At 33.4% G+C, this 18427-nt stretch carries 20 protein-coding genes and 2 pseudogenes; 12 read left to right on the top strand and 10 right to left on the bottom strand.

The window, feature by feature from the left end; translation table 11 throughout:
• The first annotated feature begins 73 nt into the window (after nucleotides 1–73).
• The 3 genes and pseudogenes from EKL95_RS08080 (at nucleotide 74) to EKL95_RS08070 (ending at nucleotide 1120) form a co-directional block, all read left to right on the top strand.
• Nucleotides 74–280, top strand: coding sequence for a hypothetical protein (locus EKL95_RS08080; protein ID WP_126554434.1), 207 nt, complete (start codon nucleotides 74–76; stop codon nucleotides 278–280).
• A 130-nt stretch (nucleotides 281–410) separates the two neighbouring features.
• A pseudogene (locus EKL95_RS15150) lies at nucleotides 411–569 on the top strand (coproporphyrinogen III oxidase); the annotation flags it as partial.
• Between the two features lie 13 nt (nucleotides 570–582).
• A pseudogene (locus EKL95_RS08070) lies at nucleotides 583–1120 on the top strand (Crp/Fnr family transcriptional regulator).
• Nucleotides 1121–1131: 11 nt separating this feature from the next.
• Here EKL95_RS08070 and EKL95_RS08065 read toward each other — a convergent pair.
• The 4 genes from EKL95_RS08065 to def form a co-directional block, all read right to left on the bottom strand.
• Nucleotides 1132–2580 (bottom strand): APC family permease, encoded by a 1449-nt coding sequence (locus EKL95_RS08065; protein WP_126563931.1) that lies wholly within the window; start codon nucleotides 2578–2580, stop codon nucleotides 1132–1134.
• Nucleotides 2581–2627: 47 nt separating this feature from the next.
• Complete coding sequence (gene mazG / locus EKL95_RS08060) at nucleotides 2628–3401, bottom strand: nucleoside triphosphate pyrophosphohydrolase (RefSeq protein ID WP_126561896.1); 774 nt, start codon at nucleotides 3399–3401, stop codon at nucleotides 2628–2630.
• A gap of 81 nt (nucleotides 3402–3482) precedes the next feature.
• Nucleotides 3483–3965 carry a DUF5606 domain-containing protein gene (locus EKL95_RS08055; RefSeq protein WP_126460497.1) on the bottom strand — a complete coding sequence of 161 codons (483 nt, stop codon included), beginning with the start codon at nucleotides 3963–3965 and terminating at the stop codon, nucleotides 3483–3485.
• Between the two features lie 86 nt (nucleotides 3966–4051).
• Entirely contained in the window at nucleotides 4052–4639 is a 588-nt protein-coding gene (gene def, locus EKL95_RS08050; protein ID WP_126563930.1) for a peptide deformylase, read from the bottom strand.
• A 195-nt stretch (nucleotides 4640–4834) separates the two neighbouring features.
• On the opposite strand from def, the gene EKL95_RS08045 reads away from it, so the two are divergent.
• Nucleotides 4835–7048: an FUSC family protein gene (locus tag EKL95_RS08045; protein WP_126554428.1), complete on the top strand. Its 2214-nt coding sequence runs from the start codon at nucleotides 4835–4837 to the stop codon at nucleotides 7046–7048.
• 64 nt (nucleotides 7049–7112) lie between these two features.
• Here the strand turns inward: EKL95_RS08045 and EKL95_RS08040 are convergent, their stop codons facing one another.
• The 4 genes from EKL95_RS08040 to EKL95_RS08020 all read right to left on the bottom strand — a co-directional run bounded on the left by EKL95_RS08040 (nucleotide 7113) and on the right by EKL95_RS08020 (nucleotide 9965).
• Entirely contained in the window at nucleotides 7113–8609 is a 1497-nt protein-coding gene (locus EKL95_RS08040; RefSeq protein WP_126515525.1) for a malate:quinone oxidoreductase, read from the bottom strand.
• A 118-nt stretch (nucleotides 8610–8727) separates the two neighbouring features.
• On the bottom strand, nucleotides 8728–9144 hold the full coding sequence (gene ruvX / locus EKL95_RS08035; protein ID WP_126460485.1) for a Holliday junction resolvase RuvX: 417 nt from the start codon (nucleotides 9142–9144) through the stop codon (nucleotides 8728–8730).
• 316 nt (nucleotides 9145–9460) lie between these two features.
• On the bottom strand, nucleotides 9461–9742 hold the full coding sequence (locus EKL95_RS08025; RefSeq protein WP_126460482.1) for a type II toxin-antitoxin system RelE/ParE family toxin: 282 nt from the start codon (nucleotides 9740–9742) through the stop codon (nucleotides 9461–9463).
• Entirely contained in the window at nucleotides 9732–9965 is a 234-nt protein-coding gene (locus EKL95_RS08020) for a hypothetical protein (protein WP_126460479.1), read from the bottom strand. Before EKL95_RS08020 ends, EKL95_RS08025 begins: the two co-directional genes overlap by 11 nt.
• Nucleotides 9966–10064: 99 nt before the next feature.
• Between EKL95_RS08020 and EKL95_RS08015 the strand changes: the two genes are divergently transcribed.
• Genes EKL95_RS08015 through EKL95_RS08000 form a run of 4 tightly spaced genes read left to right on the top strand, consistent with a single transcriptional unit; the run spans nucleotide 10065 to nucleotide 13804 of the window.
• Entirely contained in the window at nucleotides 10065–10880 is an 816-nt protein-coding gene (locus EKL95_RS08015; RefSeq protein WP_126460476.1) for a 2,3,4,5-tetrahydropyridine-2,6-dicarboxylate N-succinyltransferase, read from the top strand.
• 36 nt (nucleotides 10881–10916) lie between these two features.
• Nucleotides 10917–11897, top strand: a complete 981-nt coding sequence (locus tag EKL95_RS08010; RefSeq protein WP_126563929.1) for a glycosyltransferase family 2 protein — start codon at nucleotides 10917–10919, stop codon at nucleotides 11895–11897.
• A 19-nt stretch (nucleotides 11898–11916) separates the two neighbouring features.
• The gene (locus EKL95_RS08005) at nucleotides 11917–12981 is read left to right on the top strand and encodes a glycosyltransferase family 9 protein (RefSeq protein ID WP_233579278.1); all 1065 of its coding nucleotides are present in this window, start codon (nucleotides 11917–11919) and stop codon (nucleotides 12979–12981) included.
• A 31-nt stretch (nucleotides 12982–13012) separates the two neighbouring features.
• Nucleotides 13013–13804 carry a glycosyltransferase family 2 protein gene (locus tag EKL95_RS08000; RefSeq protein ID WP_126554426.1) on the top strand — a complete coding sequence of 264 codons (792 nt, stop codon included), beginning with the start codon at nucleotides 13013–13015 and terminating at the stop codon, nucleotides 13802–13804.
• On the opposite strand, the gene EKL95_RS07995 is transcribed toward EKL95_RS08000, so the two are convergent.
• On the bottom strand, nucleotides 13787–14524 hold the full coding sequence (locus tag EKL95_RS07995) for a lipopolysaccharide kinase InaA family protein (protein WP_370275742.1): 738 nt from the start codon (nucleotides 14522–14524) through the stop codon (nucleotides 13787–13789). The genes EKL95_RS08000 and EKL95_RS07995 overlap by 18 nt on opposite strands.
• A gap of 77 nt (nucleotides 14525–14601) precedes the next feature.
• Nucleotides 14602–15468, bottom strand: a complete 867-nt coding sequence (locus tag EKL95_RS07990; RefSeq protein ID WP_233589393.1) for a hypothetical protein — start codon at nucleotides 15466–15468, stop codon at nucleotides 14602–14604.
• A 54-nt stretch (nucleotides 15469–15522) separates the two neighbouring features.
• Here EKL95_RS07990 and glf point away from each other — a divergent pair, with 54 nt between their 5' ends.
• From glf to EKL95_RS07970, 4 genes are read left to right on the top strand one after another with little or no spacing between them, the layout of a single operon-like run.
• Complete coding sequence (gene glf / locus EKL95_RS07985) at nucleotides 15523–16635, top strand: UDP-galactopyranose mutase (protein ID WP_126460467.1); 1113 nt, start codon at nucleotides 15523–15525, stop codon at nucleotides 16633–16635.
• Complete coding sequence (locus tag EKL95_RS07980) at nucleotides 16628–17392, top strand: DUF4422 domain-containing protein (RefSeq protein WP_126460464.1); 765 nt, start codon at nucleotides 16628–16630, stop codon at nucleotides 17390–17392. Before glf ends, EKL95_RS07980 begins: the two co-directional genes overlap by 8 nt.
• Nucleotides 17393–17394: 2 nt before the next feature.
• A complete protein-coding gene (locus EKL95_RS07975; RefSeq protein ID WP_126554423.1) occupies nucleotides 17395–17988 on the top strand; it encodes an L-threonylcarbamoyladenylate synthase in 594 nt (197 codons plus the stop codon).
• 39 nt (nucleotides 17989–18027) lie between these two features.
• Nucleotides 18028–18411 carry a GxxExxY protein gene (locus EKL95_RS07970; protein ID WP_126554421.1) on the top strand — a complete coding sequence of 128 codons (384 nt, stop codon included), beginning with the start codon at nucleotides 18028–18030 and terminating at the stop codon, nucleotides 18409–18411.
• The last annotated feature ends 16 nt before the right edge of the window (nucleotides 18412–18427 follow it).

Here is an 18427-nt window from a genome sequence, read left to right as displayed (position 1 = left end):
CTGATTTTAACATTTAACGATCATTTATTAAAAAAAATTTCATAAAGTCAGTCTCCTTTTTTATGTTTACAAAATGAAATGGATTCAGAAAACTGTTGTTTTTATTGGCTTTTCAATAGCTCTGTTATTTGCTTTTAATGCAAATGCTATTTCATTGGATTCAATTCAAACAGAAAAGTCACATTCATTCTTTTCTGCTGACAGCATTCATTCTTCAGCTTTTATTCAACCACAGGTACATCCTGTATTTGCTTTACATGATCGTTCTATTACTATTTAAAGAACAAATTTCTTTGTGAAGAGGCTTTTGAAGCCTCTTTTTTTTGTAAAAGTTTTTTTTCAATATGATAATTGTCATTTTAATATGTGAGCAGTCGCTTTACTTTTGACTAACTATAAATGATTTTGCCATGAAAAATTCCTTAATACAAAAATACAATGTTTCGGAACCAAAATACACCAGTTATCCTAATTAGGATGAAATGGATTTTTCAGAAGAAATTTTGAAGAAATCTTTCACAGAGAGCAATCGTTCTGAAGGTATCAGTTTGTATATCCATTTGCCTTTTAACACCAAAGAATATGAGCAAATGCGAACAATGTATCGTCAGAGAATTTAGCTCTTTAAAAACCTTAACAAAAGACGAATTACTAAAACTTTCTTATTGTAAAACCTCCCATAGTATTAAAAAAGAAGCGGTTACATTTGAAGAGGGAGATAATGTAAATGGTATTTACTATCTAAAAGATGGTATTTGTATTCCAAAATCAGAAGTGATGGGATGCTTTGGCAAGAACAATCAGTTTTCGATGAATGTGATGAAAAGCATTTGCGGTGATCTAAAAGAAGCCGACGATCACATGGTGCATTTAGCCAAAAAAACAGTCAAGAGAAGATTAGCCGGGACGCTTCTCTATTTGCATGACACCTTTGGGAAAAACGAAGATAACTCCTTAAAAGTACAACTTTAGAGAAATGAACTAGCCAGCATGATTGGAACAGCCATTGAAAGCTGTATCCGTTTACTTTCGGATTTAAAAAAACTAGGATTGATTGAATTAACCGGTAAAAAAATCGTTTTAAAAAGACATCAATTCACTCAAAAAATTAGCTAATTAATTCCATTTGCTTTACTCTTTCTTGTTCATTACAAAATAATACACCGGAATTCCTAACGCCACAATGCACAATCCCAATCCCGTATTGAAGGTATCATAAATCAGTAAAGTCAGACAAATGGCTGATGTCACCACAATATAAAGTGCGGGTACAACCGGATATCCAAACGCTTTATAAGGCCTATCGGCATTGGGTTCTTTTTTTCTAAGAATGAAAACTCCCAGAATAGTCAGGATATAAAACAACAATGACGCAAAAGTAGCATAGGTTAATAAGTCCCCGAATTTTCCTGAAACACAAAGCATACAAGCCCAAATGCACTGCACCCACAATGCTTGGGCCGGAACCTGATTTTTATTCAGTTCTGTAGCCTGTTTAAAAAAAAGTCCATCCTTTGCCATAGCAAAAAATAATCGTCCTCCCGAAAGAATCAATCCGCTGTTGCATCCAAAAGTAGAAACCATGATCAACCCAGCCATCACAAATACACCTATATTACCCATAATTATACTTGCTGCGGCCGCTCCTACTCGATCATTGCTGGCAAACATGATTCCGTTACTGGCAATATCAGCAGCGTTTGGAGTTCCCTGCATTGGCAATAAAGCCAAGTACGCCAGATTTGCTAAAACATAAATAACAGTAACAATTAAAGTTCCAAGAAACAAACTACGGGGGATATTCTTTTTAGGTTCTTTAATTTCCCCTGCAATGAAAGTGACATTATTCCATGCATCACTAGAAAACAAGGAATTAATAATGGTAGCTCCTGCTGCTCCCAAAATAGCCATTCCTGCTAATTTTGTTACTGTAATTGTTCCGTCAGGATTGACTACCGTTTTGCTGGCTTCCCACATAGTTGCGAAATTATTGGACAAAACATCCGTTTGCAGACCCACGTATAATCCTAAAATTATCAAGGCAAAAAGCGCTATTAATTTTGCCGAAGTAAAGAGCAACTGAACTGTTTTTCCGCTTTCTACTCCTTTGGTATTGATGTAGGTTAACAGGATTATACTAAAAATAGCCAATACTTTTTGATACGAAAAAATAAAACCAGTACCAACCCTAAAAAGAGTTTGATCTAAAACAGGAAAGAATATAGCGGCATAATTCGCAAAAGTAACCGCTATAGCCGCAATAACTCCCGTTTGAATTACTGTAAAAACAGTCCAACCATACAGGAAAGAAACCAATCGCCCATAAGCGCGTTGAATATACACAAATTGTCCGCCCGCATTAGGCATCATTCCTGCCAATTCTCCATAACTCAATGCCGCGGCAACCGTGATTAATCCCGTTACCAACCAAATAACTAATAACCAGGCAGCAGAACCAATATCTCTTGCCATGGCTGATGTTACAATGAAAATTCCGGATCCTATCATAGAACCGGCAACTAAACTCGTGGCATCGATTAATCCTAAAGAACGTTTTAACTCGGTTTTATTTTCTGGCATTGGATAATTTTATAAGTGATCCTAATTTAATTATTTAATAATAAACACTATAGTTTCTTCGCTTCTTCCCAAAAAACATCCATTTCAGCAAGTGTCATATCCATTAAAGGTTTTCCCAATTCTCCTGCTTTACTTTCCAAATATTGAAAGCGCTTGATAAATTTTTTATTGGTTCGTTCCAAAGCATCTTCTGGATTTACATTTAAAAATCGGGCATAATTGATCATTGAAAATAAAACATCCCCAAATTCGGCTTCAATTTTATCCTGATCTCCTGCTTCAACCTCAACGTGTAATTCGTCTAATTCTTCTTGAACCTTATCCCAAACCTGATGCGATTCTTCCCAATCAAAACCCACTCCTTTTACTTTCTCCTGGATTCGGCTTGCTTTTACTAATGCGGGTAAACTTCTTGGAACACCTTCCAGAACGGACTTTCTGCCTTCTTTGAGTTTTAGTTTTTCCCAGTTTTGTTTCACTTCTTCCTCGTCTTTTACCACCACATCACTGTAAATATGGGGATGACGGTGAATTAGCTTTTCACAAATTTCATTACACACATCAGCAATGTCAAAATCGTTCGTCTCGCTTCCTATTTTGGCATAAAAAACAATATGCAACAACAAATCACCCAATTCTTTTTTGACTTCGTTCAAATCATTGTCTAAAATAGCATCGCCTAATTCATAGGTTTCTTCAATGGTAAGATGGCGCAAGGTTTGCATAGTTTGCTTTTTGTCCCAAGGACATTTTTCACGCAAATCATCCATAATATCTAATACTCGTTCGAAAGCTTGCAGTTGGTTTTGTCTTGAATTCATTAGGGATAGTTTTTGGTAAAAATAAAAAAATCCTGTTCAGAAAAACAACTGAACAGGATTAAATAGTATTTTAAAATCTGATTATTCTTTTTTAGCTTTTGCTTTTTTAGCAGGAGCGTTAACTTCCGCTACTGGAGTTTCTTCGGCTGCAACCTCTTCTGTCACTGCAGCAGCAGGAGCTTCATCAGTAACAAGTCCTTTTGCTTGAAGCATATTATACCAGTTCAGCACTTTTTTGATATCAGAAGGATATACTCTTTCTTCATCATAATCAGGTAAAACTTCTTTGAAATAAGCCATCAATGTAGTGTTGTCTTCTTTATGGGATATTGCCGCACCTTTGCTTTCTTTATCAGCAATTTTTTGCATGATTTCGGCTAAAGGTTTTTCGCCTTCATAGGTATAAATTGAAATTTCCGATAGTAAGCTTACATTGCTTTTCAAGTTTACGGTGATTTTTTTTCCATCCGCTAATGATTCTGCTACAAATCCGGTTCTTGTTTGCACTTTCAATACATATAAACCTGGTTTCCCAGAAATGGCTAATATTTTTTCTAAATTCATGTTATTGTGGAATTATTATTAAGAATTTGACTTATTTATTTTTATTTGAAACCAAAAATCATACCAAGCGAAGTTAAAAAGCTGTTTTATCTTCCTTTTTTGGCAAAGAATTTCATTCGGTAGTCTTGGAATGTTTTTCCCTCTAAAATGTTTTTCAGTTTCTTTTGAATCAATCGTTTTTTTAATGATGAAATTTTATCGGTGAATAAAATTCCTTCAATATGATCGTATTCATGTTGGATTACTCTGGCGATTAATCCGTCAAAAACTTCGGTTTTCATTACAAAATCCTCTTCGCAATACTCAATTGTTATGGTTGGATTTCTATAAACATCCTCTCTGACATCCGGAATACTCAGACAGCCTTCATTGAAACTCCATTCTTCACCTTCTTCTTGTATCATTTTTGCATTGATAAAGGTTTTTTTGAATCCTTTTAATTCTTTTTGTTCTGCATCTTCTAATTCCTCATCGTCGCTAAAAGGAGTCGTGTCGATTACAAATAAACGAAGCGCTAATCCTACTTGTGGTGCAGCAAGACCCACACCATAGGCATTATACATTGTTTCATACATATTGGCAATCGTTTCTTTCAAGTTTGGATGTTCTGGTGAGAGAACTTCCCCTATTTTTCTTAAAACTGGATCACCATATCCTATAATTGGTAAAATCATTCGTGTTGTATTAAATATTAGCTATTAAAATCGAAATAAGTTCTCTTTTAATTCGGTCTGCAAAAATAGTAAAAAAATAGCCAATGAATAATGCTCTAATGATAATTCATCACTATTTAAAATTTAGGTTAAAAGACCGATAGTATTCCTTTGAAAAATTCCTACAATCCTTACCTTTGCAAGCAATACAATTGTATGATTCATAAAATCCAAAAATTTACCGATACGACGTATTTCACTAATGCCCTAAAAGTAACTATCGCCACTGTGATTCCGGTGATGCTGTTTTCTTTTTTTGGCAAATTCGAAGTAGGCTTTACAATAGCTCTTGGAGCCTTTTTTACTTATCCCAGTGACATTCCAAGTAGTCTGAAACATAAAGTCAACGGGATTCTTGTTGCCACCATTCTTGTTGCTAGTGTGAATTTGCTAGTAAATATAATTTATCCGTATTCTTGGATTTTTTATCCTTTTTTAGCCTTATTAGTTTTCCTGACATCCATGTTATCCGTTTACGGACAACGAGCTACAATGGTTTCTTTCTCCGCCCTGATTTCACTCTCCTTGACATTTTCTGATATAAATACCGGTTGGGCTATGGTACAACATTCCGGTTTGATTCTAGCAGGAGGATTATTCTATCTCGTTGTTTCACTTACTTTTCACTACATCAGACCACATCGCTACATCGAATTACAAATTGCTGAATGCATCAAACTTACGGCTAAATATTTGAAGCTAAGAGGAGATTTATGGACCATAGATGCAGATAAAAAAGCAATTATTGAAAAGCAGTTAAACCTTCAGGTCGAGTTGAACACAATTCATCAAAACATAAGAGAAGTATTGATTAACAGCCATATCAGCGCAGGTTCTTCTAATCAAAATCGAAAAATGTTGCTTGTTTTTATAGCAATGGTAGAAATCCTTGAAGTGGCATTGTCTACGTCATTTGACCATGATAAATTGCACCGAAAATTCGACAATCATCCAAGGGTCTTGCTGACGTATCAAAACTTAGCCTACAATCTGGCCGCAAGTTTAAAACAATTATCTGAAAGTGTAAAAAAACGAACGAATTATATTCCAAAACACACATTGCTAAACGATTTGAACGCCTTACAGCTGGCAATCACTGATTATGAAAAAGATTTAGGGAAAAATTCTGCCTCAGAAGGCGTTTTTATGCTTACCACTATGCTGGAATATGCGGAAAAGCAAGTCGAGAAAATAAAAATTGTAGAACGTGCTTTTACCTCAATTGTTAATTTACAGGATTTTACAGGAATCGATACCGATTTAGAAAAATTCTTAACGCCGCAGTATTATCCGTGGCGTACTTTGACAGAGAATCTGAGTTTTTCCTCCACTATTTTCAGGCATTCCTTACGATTAACAATAGCGCTATTAGTTGGTTTTATTATTGGAAAAATACTGCCTTTTCATAATGTATACTGGATTTTATTGACTATTATCGTTATCATGCGACCCGGTTACGGCTTGACTAAACAACGTTCTTTTCATAGAATTCTAGGTACTGTTTTAGGTGGATTAATTGCCTTTGGAATTCTTTTCTTTGTCAAAGACAACATTATAATCAGTATTCTTTCTATTCTTTGCTTGCTTTTAGGATTCTCTTTTACCCAAACAAATTACAAAGTCAGTGCCACATTTGTAACCATGTATGTTGTTTTTATTTATGGAATTGTGACTCCTAACATAGGGGATCTTGTTCAATTTAGAATACTGGACACCATTGTAGGTGCCGGTCTTGCTTTTTTGGCCAATCATTTTTTATGGCCTTCTTGGGAATTTTTAAACATGCCCATGCATTTAGAAAAATCCATCAATGCCAATCAAAATTACCTGAAGGAAATTTCAATTTTTTATAATAAAAAAGGAACCGTTTCTACATCGTACCGCTTGGCTCGTAAAAATGCTTTCATCGAGATTGGGAATTTAATGGCTTCTTTTCAGAGAATGGCACAAGAGCCTAAATCAAAACAAAAACAGCTGCCTAAAGTCTATAAACTAACGGTATTAAATCACTCTCTTCTCTCCTCATTAGCGTCTTTAGGAACTTACATTCAATCCCATAAAACAACCTCCGCATCTGAAGCATTCAATGTGGTGGTGGATACTGTGATTAGAAATCTGGATGAGGCTATTGCACTTTTGAAGGAAAATGATTTCAAGCTAAAAGAAAACCTTCCCAAAGAGGATTTAGCGCTACGTTTTACCGAATTGAAAAATATACGTGCCCGAGAATTGAAAGCAGGAATTCCTATTGATGAAAAGGCTTTTCAATTGAAAATGCAAGAAGCACAATTGGTAATCGAACAATTAATCTGGCTGACCAGTTTATCCGAAACTATTTTAAAAACCACAACAGCATTAAAGGAATCTTAACAAGAAAAGCGCTTGAACCAGATTCCTATCTAATTCAAACTCTTTTTATTTTTGTGCTGACTTTCTAATTATTCAGTTTTAGGACGGCAGCCGTTTCTTTTCTGATTTTCTCTAATAAAATTGGATCTTCATTGAGATTTTGACCATAAGAAGGAATCATGATTTTTAATTTCTCCTGCCACTCCGCCGTTTTAATTTCCTCTTTGAAACATCTTCCTATCAAATCTATCATAATAGAAACTGCTGTTGAAGCACCTGGAGAAGCCCCCAGCAAAACGGATAAAGATCCATCTGCAGTGGTAATTACTTCGGTACCAAACTCCAGTATGCCTCCTTCTTTTTCGTCTTTTTTTATCACTTGTACCCGTTGTCCGGCACGTTCAATTTTCCAGTCTTTGGATCGTGCCTTGGGAACATATTCTCTTAACGCATTAATTCGGTCTTTAGGGGATTGGCGCACTTGCTCAATTAAATATTTGGTAAGGGGTATATTCTTAATACCTGCGGCTAACATTGGAATAATATTATCTGATTTTATCGATAAAGGTAAATCTGAATAGGAGCCATTTTTTAAAAACCTAGTCGAAAAACCCGCAAAAGGACCAAAAAGCAATTGCTTTTCTCCATTTATCATTCGGGAATCAATATGTGGTACAGACATTGGTGGTGCTCCCACGCTTGCCTTACCATATACTTTAGCCTGGTGTTTTGCAATCACTTCCGGATTTGTGCATTTTAGCCATTGTCCGCTCACTGGGAAGCCGCCATAGCCTTTGCCTTCGGGCACATTTGCTTTTTCTAATAATGGCAAGGAACCACCCCCAGCACCAATGAAAACAAATTTAGAGTATGTTTTTCTCTTTTGACCGGAAGCTAAATCAGTGATTTTTATGCGCCATAACTTATCTTCTCGTTGTTTTAATTTTTGAACTTCGTGGTTATAATGAATGGTAACCCCATCTAGTTTTGCTAAATAACCAAAAATACTTCGGGTCAATTCTCCAAAATTTACATCTGTCCCAATTGCCATTGAACTGGCGGCCACTTTTTCGGTTTCTGATCTCCCTTCCATAACCAGCGGCATCCATTCTTTTAATTGTGCAAAATCAGTACTAAAAACCATTTGCTTAAAAAGAGGATTCAAATGCAACGCGTCAAATCTTTTTTTAAGATAAGCAACATTTTTTTCTCCCCATACAAAACTTATGTGGGGAATGCTTTTAATAAAATTTTCAGGAGAAGGAACTCTGTTTTCTTGAACGAGATATGCCCAGAACTGTCTGGAAACTTCGAAAGACTCCGCGATACTGATCGCTTTTTTTGGGCTGATGCTTCCATCAGGTCCTACGGGAGTGTAATTGAGTTCACAAAAAGCAGCATGTCCAGTTCCTGCATTATTCCATGCATCAGAGCTTTCAGCCGCCGCTCTATCTAATCGTTCGTAAATTTCAATTTTTATATCCGGTTGCAGTTCTTTTAGGATTAAGCCCAGCGTGGCGCTCATAATTCCAGCTCCAATAAGAACTACTTCACTATTTGTACGTATGGTTGTGTCAGGCATAACTAGATTTTAAAGTGCAAAGGTAAATGATATATTCACAAAAAAAAGCATAAATTTTACCTCAAAAGTTACATTTATCAAACCGTTTTAGCAAAAAAATAGCTTTTTTACACTGATTTTAAAATTTTTTCCTGGTCAAATAGTCCTGAAGCATAATCGTGGCCGATATTTCGTCAATAAGTGCTTTGTTTTGACGCTGTTTCTTACTCATGCCGCTATCTATCATGGATTGAAAAGCCATTTTTGAAGTAAACCGTTCATCAACCCGAATGACTTTCATCTCCGGAAAATGATTGGTAAAGTGCGTGACAAATCCTTTAATGATCGATGCACTTTCTGAGGGTTCGCCATTCATTTGTTTGGGTTCACCAATAAGAACGGCTTCTACTTTTTCTTTAGCAAAATAATCCTTCAAAAAAGCAATTGCAGTTGCCGATGGGATTGTGGTTAAACCCGAAGCTATAATTTGCATTTCATCAGTAACCGCTATTCCGGTTCGTTTTTGACCGTAGTCTATGGAGAGAATTCTAGGCATTTATAAGAAGTTTTACAAACATATTGAGCTTAATCGGCTAAATCCATAAAAAAAATCAGAATAATTAATTTTCATATTTTGAAATCACTTTATCAAGATAGGCATCAACTTAGTATATTGTATAAAGTTTTGCAGTACCATTATGATTTTTTTCTAGTGAAGCGTCTAATTTTTTTTTATTTCTAGTAAACGCCTCATCTTCCTGTACTATTTACTATTGTAAGTTCATCTGATGAAAAGAAACTCAATAACTCCAGAATTTTGGCTTTGATTTCGGGTTGAAATTCTAATCTAATGGTTTCCATACTATTTTTACTTAAAACGAATTCCTATGTTTCAAAATTGCCACAACTAAAACAGTTTCGTGTGCAACATCAACTTTAAAAACGATTGTATAACCTTTAAAAACATAATCTCTTGTGTTTTCATTATCAAAATAAATTGATTTTTTGAAAAGAAAAGGCTGCTGCATATCTTTTTTTATGTTTTTTATCAATGCAATTTTAAATTTTCTTGCAGTAAGCGGTTTGTCTTTTGAAATGAAATCAATTATAACATCTAAATCATGATTAAATTCGATAGTTAATTTAATCCTCATATTTTGATATCGTTTTTTCCAGCAAAATATCCAATTCCTCAAAAGTAGAATATACAGCAGTACCATTATCAATCTTATCAATCCTGGACTGAAGCATTCTTTTTTCTTCTTCAAAAATTGACCTTTCCTGAACTATTGTAAGTTCATCTGATGAAAAGGAACTCAATAACTCCAGAATTTTGGCTTTGATTTCGGGTTGAAATTCTAATCTAATGGTTTCCATAGTACCTACAATTTAAAGTACAAATATATAACATTTTCAAATTAATTTGACTTTTTGCTTTTAGTTAAAAACCCTATCTTTGTCAAAAATCTATCAAAAATGAATCCATTACAGCCGATTATAGAACAAGCTTGGGAAAACCGTGCTTTGTTACAAGAAACTACAACAACTGATGCTATCAGAGCAGTTATTGAATTATTAGATACCGGAAAATTACGTGTTGCTGAACCAGTTGGAGAGGGATGGCAAGTAAACGAATGGGTAAAAAAAGCAGTAGTAATGTATTTCCCTATTCAAAAAATGGAAACATTAGAGTCTGGAATTTTCGAATACCATGACAAAATGTTATTGAAAAGAGGCTATGCCGAGAAAGGAATTCGTGTTGTTCCTAACGCAGTAGCGCGTTACGGTGCTTATATTTCCAGTGGTGTTATCTTGATGCCAAGTTATGTAAACATTGGTGCTTATGTAGACGAAGGAACTATGGTAGACACATGGGCAACCGTAGGTAGTTGTGCTCAAATAGGTAAAAACGTACACTTAAGCGGTGGCGTTGGTATTGGTGGCGTACTTGAACCTTTGCAAGCGGCTCCTGTAATTATTGAAGACGGCGCTTTCATTGGTTCCCGATGTATCGTAGTTGAAGGGGTACATGTTGGGAAAGAAGCTGTACTTGGTGCCAATGTTTGCCTGACTGCCTCCACAAAAATTATTGATGTAACCGGAGAAACTCCCGTTGAAATGAAGGGATATGTTCCTGCCCGTTCCGTTGTGATTCCAGGAAGTTACACTAAGAAATTTCCAGCAGGAGACTTCCAGGTTCCTTGTGCTTTAATCATTGGAACTCGTAAACCTTCAACTGATTTGAAAACATCATTGAACAATGCTTTACGTGAATATGACGTAGCGGTTTAATCCGTATTCGTTTAAAAATCTTTATAAAAAGACCTATTGGATATTTCAATAATTATTGTCAATTACCGTGGTTGGAAAGCCTTAGACGAATGTTTAGAATCCATTGATACAATTATTTCGAAAACATTCTCATTCGAAGTCATCATTGTTGATAATTTTTCGAATGACGGACAATTCAACATTTTTAAACAAAAATATTCCAAGTTTACATTTATAGAAAACACTGGTAATAATGGTTTCTCAAATGGTTGCAACTTTGGTGCAAGCATTGCTACGGGAAACCATTTCCTTTTTTTAAATCCAGATACAAAACTTACTCTTGAAGCCCTTGAAATTCTTTTAGAAACGGCTGTTTCCCATCCAGAAATTGGAATTTTATCCTGTTTACAAATAAACGAAAACGAAGTTTTTTACAAACAAAACAATTTATTTCCGGCTTTAGGACGATTTTTCGGAGTGTCAAGATCTATTTTTAGAAAACTGAATAAGGCAAAATTAGAAAAACGTTTTAATAACAACAATGAGTTGTTTTACCCAGATTGGGTTACCGGAGCGGTCATTTTCATAAGCCGAGAATGGTTTAACAAAATTCAAGGCTGGAATGAAGATTTTTGGCTTTATTTTGAAGATGTTGCACTTTGTAAAAAAATTTCTGATACGGATGGAAAAGTTGCCGTTACCCGAAAAGCTACTATTTTCCATCAACATGGTGGTGCATCCCGATTAAATGTAAAGACAAAAGCACTCACGAAAACAGAAGTGATCATCTCAAAACACGTGTACATCAGCAATCAATTTTCAACAGGAATACAACTCTATTTACATACATTATTAATTTTAGGAGTTCTTAGTGAGAAACTATTTTTGTCGCTTTTAAGCGTGTTTTTATTTTTTATTCCAAAATTGAAAGTGAATCGATTGATGCTTAAAAATTTATCCATTTATTATTTAAATGTCCTACGAAAACAAACCTGGATTAGTCCTCGTGCAATGAATTACTTGAAAACAAAAGCATAACTTTTCAAATTTACTTCAAATGAAAATACTTGTAATTCAACAAAAAATGATTGGAGATGTTTTAGTAAGCTCCATATTATGCAATAATTTGCGCAAAGCCTACCCAAAAGCGCAAATTGATTATATGGTTTACGAATCTACCATTGCTGTTTTACAAGGAAATACAAGTTTCGATAATCTCATCCTTTTCCAGGAAAAACATCAAAAAAGCAAATGGGAATATTTTAAATTATTGAAATCCATTCGAACTGAAAAATATGATATTATTATAGATGCGTATTCCAAATTAGAAAGCTGGCTTGTCGTATTGTTATCGGGTGCAAAACAAAAAATATCGTATTGGAAAAAAGGAAGAGACTTTCTTTATACGGATACGGTGATTAGAAAAAAAACGACCAATACCAATTTAGGTTTAATAATTGAACAGCGATTAGCATTGCTAAATCCTTTGCATCTGGATATTGAATTAGAAACATTTCCCAGAATTTATGTCACAAAAGTAGAGAATGATTTTGCTAGTTCACTTTTTGAATCTCACGGTATAGACCAATCTAAAAAAACAGTTATGGTCAGCATAATTGGAAGCAGTCCAGACAAAACCTATTCGTTGGAATATATGTCTCAATTAGTCGATTTTATTGCAGATAAGGAAGATGTGAATATTCTTTTTAATTATTTTCCAAAGCAAATTGAAGATGCAAAAACAATTTACAATGGGTGTAAAGAAAGTACTAGACAAAAAATTTATTTCTCCCTCTTAGGAAAAAACATTCGAGAGTTTATCGCCATCATGAATCATTGTGATATGATAATTGGCAACGATGGCGGGGCAATAAATATGGCAAAAGCATTAGAAAAACCCTCTTTTATTATTTTTTCGCCTTGGATTGACAAAAAAGGATGGGCCACATTTGAAGATGGAATTAATCATGTTTCTCTGCATTTACAAGAGTTTAAACCTGATTTATTTGAAGGCAAAACGGCTAAAATCATAAAAAAAGAAACCATTGCGTTTTACAAAGAGTTTACTCCCGAGTTGATTATTCCTGCTTTACATACTTTCTTGGAAACACATTTAGAATAATATTCTATTTTTGTAAAACATTCAAAAATTAATGAAATACAATCACAACACGAACATTTCAGTTTTAATAATTACATTAAACGAGGAAAATCAAATTAAGCCACTTTTGGTTGATTTAGATTTTGCTGATGAAATTATTGTTGTCGATTCATTCAGTACCGATAAAACAGAAGCTATTTGTAAATCATTTGAAAAAGTCACTTTCATTCAAAATAAATTCAAAAACTATTCTTCTCAAAGGAACTTTGCTATTTTACATGCAAAAAATGACTGGATTTTATTTTTGGATGCAGATGAAAGACTGACTCCTGCATTAAAGAATGAAATTATAGCCACAATAAAAACCAATGAAACCTTTTCGGCTTTTCTTTTCTACAGAACTTTTATGTTTGAAGGCAAAGTATTGCATTTCAGCGGGAATCAGAATGATAAAATATTTAGGCTTTTTAATAAAAATCAAGCTGAATATACCACAGACCGGCTTGTTCATGAAAAATTAAAAGTGAATGGAAAAATAGGTGTTCTAAAAAACAAACTGATTCATTATTCCTATGCTAATTTTCAAGCGTATAAATCGAAAACGATTCGGTACGGAGAATTCAAAGCACAGGAGAAGTTTTTAAAAAAGCAAAAGCCTTCGGTTTTATTACATTTTTTACATCCTGCTTATAATTTTTTGTTCAATTACATTATCCGATTAGGATTTCTTGACGGAAAAAAAGGTTTGATTATTTGCTATTTAAACGCCAATTCAATTCACATCCGATATCAAGAATTAGAACAACTTTGGAAAAGACAACAACAGTTATCTCCAAAACAATAATTTCTTTTTACGAGCAATTTTTCTATGAAATTTCATTTGAAAATCGTTGGTATAAAAGCACATTTTTACAAAAACTTCATCGTATTTCTTATTGTAAAGTTTGGCATATTCATCACTCATTATTGCCAGCATTTCTTTTTTTGGCGTAAGCCTGTTGAAATTTTTCATGCGTAGCTCGAAGTCCATAAACTGATGGAAATTCATTCTATTTAAATCAACTAGGTAGAAACTATAGCTTCCATCATCTGCTTTTTTAATCAAAGTATTTCCTGGAGAATGATCTAAAAACTCAATTCCTTTTTGATGTAAATCAAATGTAAATCGGGTAAACTGCCGCAAGATATTCTCATGATCCGGATAATCAGGTTGCAGCACTAATTCTCTGAAAGTTAACTCTGCCTGAAGATGCTCACTGATATAAAAACTTTCTTGTAATCCCAACAAAGTGAAATTTTCAGCACAAGCTATAGGTTGTGGCGTACCAATTCCCTTTTCTAATAAAATAGCTGCATATTCGAAAGAACGTCTGGCTTTAGATTTTCTGAAATATTTGTAGGCAATTTTATTGATCAGATTTGGGGTTTTGAAAGATTTGATATTTATCGTTTTCCCTTCTAATTCAAAAAGTTTTATTTTGTTTCGCACTCCGTCGCCAAAAAGAATTCCTTTTGAATTGAAGCTTTCAATGATATCAATTAACACCTTTTGATTGGTTATCAATGACGTATTAAAAATTATAGTTCTTTTCAATTGTTTTATTATAAGATTAGTCGATTGTTTTAATAAAAGCAAAAATATTATTTAGCTAAATACTTAAACCATTGTCCGAAATTTTTAAAAAAAAGATAAAGTGATGAAATTCTAAGTACTTTATTATTACTAACATAGTTTTTAATTTCATCTATATTTTTTGTAGGAAAATAACCTAAAGTCTTCCATGTATCAGCTTCTATGTAATAAAAATCCTTAAATGTTTTATAATTATCTTGATTTACTGCTTTCCATTTTTCAAAGAAAGAGTTATTAATTTGTACATTATGTCCCCAATTTTTTAATTTGAAAGCTAATTGGTCTTCGGTTCTTGATAAACATTCATGCAAAAGAATTTTATCCGTGTAAATTACCCTTGCTTTTGTCTTTCTGCCTACTTTGTAATTTGGATAGTTTGTAGCAAGTAAAACTCTTGTAATATTTTCAACATACAATATTCCTTCATCAGTATATTTGTACAAGTGAGTTAAAAAACAACCTATTTGAACAGGATTTTCTTTTGGGTTTTTCAAAAAAGAATCATACTTCCTAAGATCATTTATAAAACCTGAAAAATCTAAAAAGTATTCATCTGCATCAATTTGAATTAACCAATTTCCTATTCCCATTTTATCAGAAAGCATTTTTCTTTCTCTAACCTCGCATTCCATTGTAGTTAAACTTGACACGTAAAAATCATCTTCATATATAACAATTTTATTTTCAACATCAAATGCATCAATCCATTCAAAAAAAGTATCATCAATAGTAAAAAATTCACCGTTCCATGTTTTTCGTTCCTTATCAATAGCTAAAAAAATAGTATTAGATTCTTTGTATATTGTTGGTATCGAATTTTTTAATAGTTCATAATCGTACGAGACTAAATAACCTACTTGTATTTTTCCTAACATAAACATCAATTTGAAATTTGTTGCAATTTAGTATTAAATATCTATTTTTGTTGAATGAAAAAAGAATATGATTATTTAATAGTAGGATCAGGTCTTTTCGGTAGTGTTTTTGCGCATGAGGCAACAAAAGCGGGTAAAAAGTGTTTGATTTTAGATAAAAGAAAACACACCGGAGGAAATATTTATTGTGAAAATATTGAAGGGATAAATGTCCACAAATATGGCCCGCATATTTTTCATACTAATGACAAGAAAATATGGGATTATGTAAATCAATTCGTGAATTTTAATCATTTCGTATATTCGCCTCTATCGCTTTCAAAGGGTAAACTTTATAATCTACCTTTTAACATGAATACCTTTTATCAGCTATGGGGAACCAAAACGCCGGCTGAAGCAAAAAATAAAATTGAGCAGCAAATTAAGGAATTTGGAAGCGACAACCCTAAAAACCTCGAAGAACAAGCACTTTCATTGGTGGGAAAAGACATATACGAAACCTTGATCAAAGGGTATACTGAAAAGCAATGGGGCAGAAAGGCCACCGAACTGCCTGCTTTCATTATTAAAAGACTTCCCGTTAGATTTACTTTTGACAATAATTATTTTAACGATCGCTACCAAGGAATCCCCATTGGAGGTTACAATAAAATTATAGAAAATTTATTGGAAAACATTGAAGTGAAACTTGATACAGATTATTTCGAAAACAAAGAGTACTTTGAAAATATCGCAACAAAAATTGTTTTCACGGGGAAAATTGACGAATATTTTGATTACCGGTTTGGAAAACTAGAATATCGCTCGTTGCGATTTGAAACACAAATTCTGGATACCGAGAATTTTCAAGGAAATGCAGGCATTAACTATAATGACATTGAATATCAACATACGAGGATCGTAGAGCATAAACATTTTGAATTTGGCAACCAAAAGAAAACTGTAGTGACAAAAGAATATCCTGAAAATTGGACGTCCGAAAAAGAGGCTTATTATCCTATTAATGACGAAAAAAATCAAGCGATATATCTCAATTATAAAAAGCTTTCCGAAACCCTTAATAATGTAATTTTCGGAGGCAGATTGGCAGAATACAAATATTACGACATGCACCAAATAATTGCATCCGCATTAATTAAATCTAAAAAAGAACTAGAAAATGGTTAAAATTTTTACAGTTACACATAAAGAGACCCCTATTTTATTTAACGAATTGCATATCCCGATACAAGTCGGCGAAAATGTAGACATTGCAACAAATATTTTGCGAGACAACACGCTCGATAACATTGCTAATAAAAACAAAAACTACTGTGAATTAACTGCTTCTTATTGGATTTGGAAAAATATTACGGATGTTGAATACGTTGGAATCTGTCATTACAGGAGGTATTTTAATTTTTTCAATCCCTTTTATAATTTCCAACCTTCCGCTCAAAAAAAAATTAAGATTGATGATTTTAAAAAAACAAAATTAGTTAAAACTGATGGAGAAATTTTAGAAAAAAAAATCATTAAAATACTCTCGGAGTACGATGTAATTCTTTGTAAACCATATAAATTTAAAAATACTACACTGACTCAAAACTACTGTGAAGATCACCGAAAAGAAGATTGGGATTTAACAAAAAAAATAATTAGTGAGAAGTACCCGCAATACAAAGAAAGTATTGTAACCCATTTAGACGAAGGTCGACTGTTTCATGTAGCAAATATGATGATTTGTTCCAAGAAAATTTGGGATGATTATTACACCTGGCTTTTTTCTATTCTATTTGAATTGGAATCTAAAGTCAGTATTCCCAAGGATGACTATCAAGCACGAATTTTCGGGTTTATATCTGAAAGATTAATTAATCTATATGTTTATCATAATAAATTAAAAATCAAAGCAATTCCCACTTATAAAATAATCGATCTATAATCATGGATATCAACCAAGAAATACACAATGCTTACGAAGTCATAAAAAATGGAGGAATCATCCTCTACCCCACTGATACCGTATGGGGAATTGGTTGTGACGCCACAAATCCAGAGGCTGTCGCTAAAATTTACAAACTCAAGAAAAGAGCCGAAACCCAAAGCATGATTGTTTTGATGAATGGCGATAAAATGATTTACAATGTATTCAAAGACATTCCGGAAGTAGCCTGGCAAATTATGGATTTCTCTGACCTGACCGATAGTGAACTGGCAAATCAAAACCCAACCACTTTAATTCTGGACAAACCACGAAACGTAGCACCCAATTTAATCGCAGCTGACAACTCACTAGGAATTAGACTTGTAAAGGAACCTTTTTGTTTTAAATTGATGGAAAAAATGAAAAAACCGTTGGTTTCCACATCAGCAAATATCTCCGGACAACCTACTCCAAAAAGTTTCAAAGAAATCAGTCCTGAAATTATAAAAGGCGTGGACTATGTTGTAAATTTGCATCGCGAAAAAATTGCCGGAAAACCATCTACAATTATAAAATTGACAAGTGATTCTCAGGTAAAAGTGATTCGGAAATAATTGTTTTTTTACCGCTAATTCGCTAATTCAATTTTAAAAATGGATGATTTAATTTATAAAGATGAATGTTATAAAATTGTTGGACTCCTGTATGAAGTACACAAAAATCTTGGTAAAGGTTTCTCTGAAATAGTTTATAAAGATGCCTTAGAATTTGAATTTAACGAAAATAATATTCACTATGAGAGGGAAAAAGAATATTCTGTTAGTTATAAAAATTCCATTTTAAAACATAAATTTTATGCAGATTTTATTATCCATGACAAAATAATTCTTGAAATAAAAACTGTCGAATGTTTTAACAATAGTCATTACAATCAGTGTTTAAATTATTTAAAAATTTCTGGAAACAAACTTGCAATATTGGTTAATTTTAACTTGACCTCTTTAGAATACAAACGTATCGTTGATACCAAAAAATAATTAGCGAATTTGCGGT

This window comes from Flavobacterium sp. LB2P53, assembly GCF_003970305.1.
Classification (GTDB): Bacteria; Bacteroidota; Bacteroidia; order Flavobacteriales; family Flavobacteriaceae; genus Flavobacterium.
This window is presented reverse-complemented; position numbering and strand designations above follow the sequence as displayed.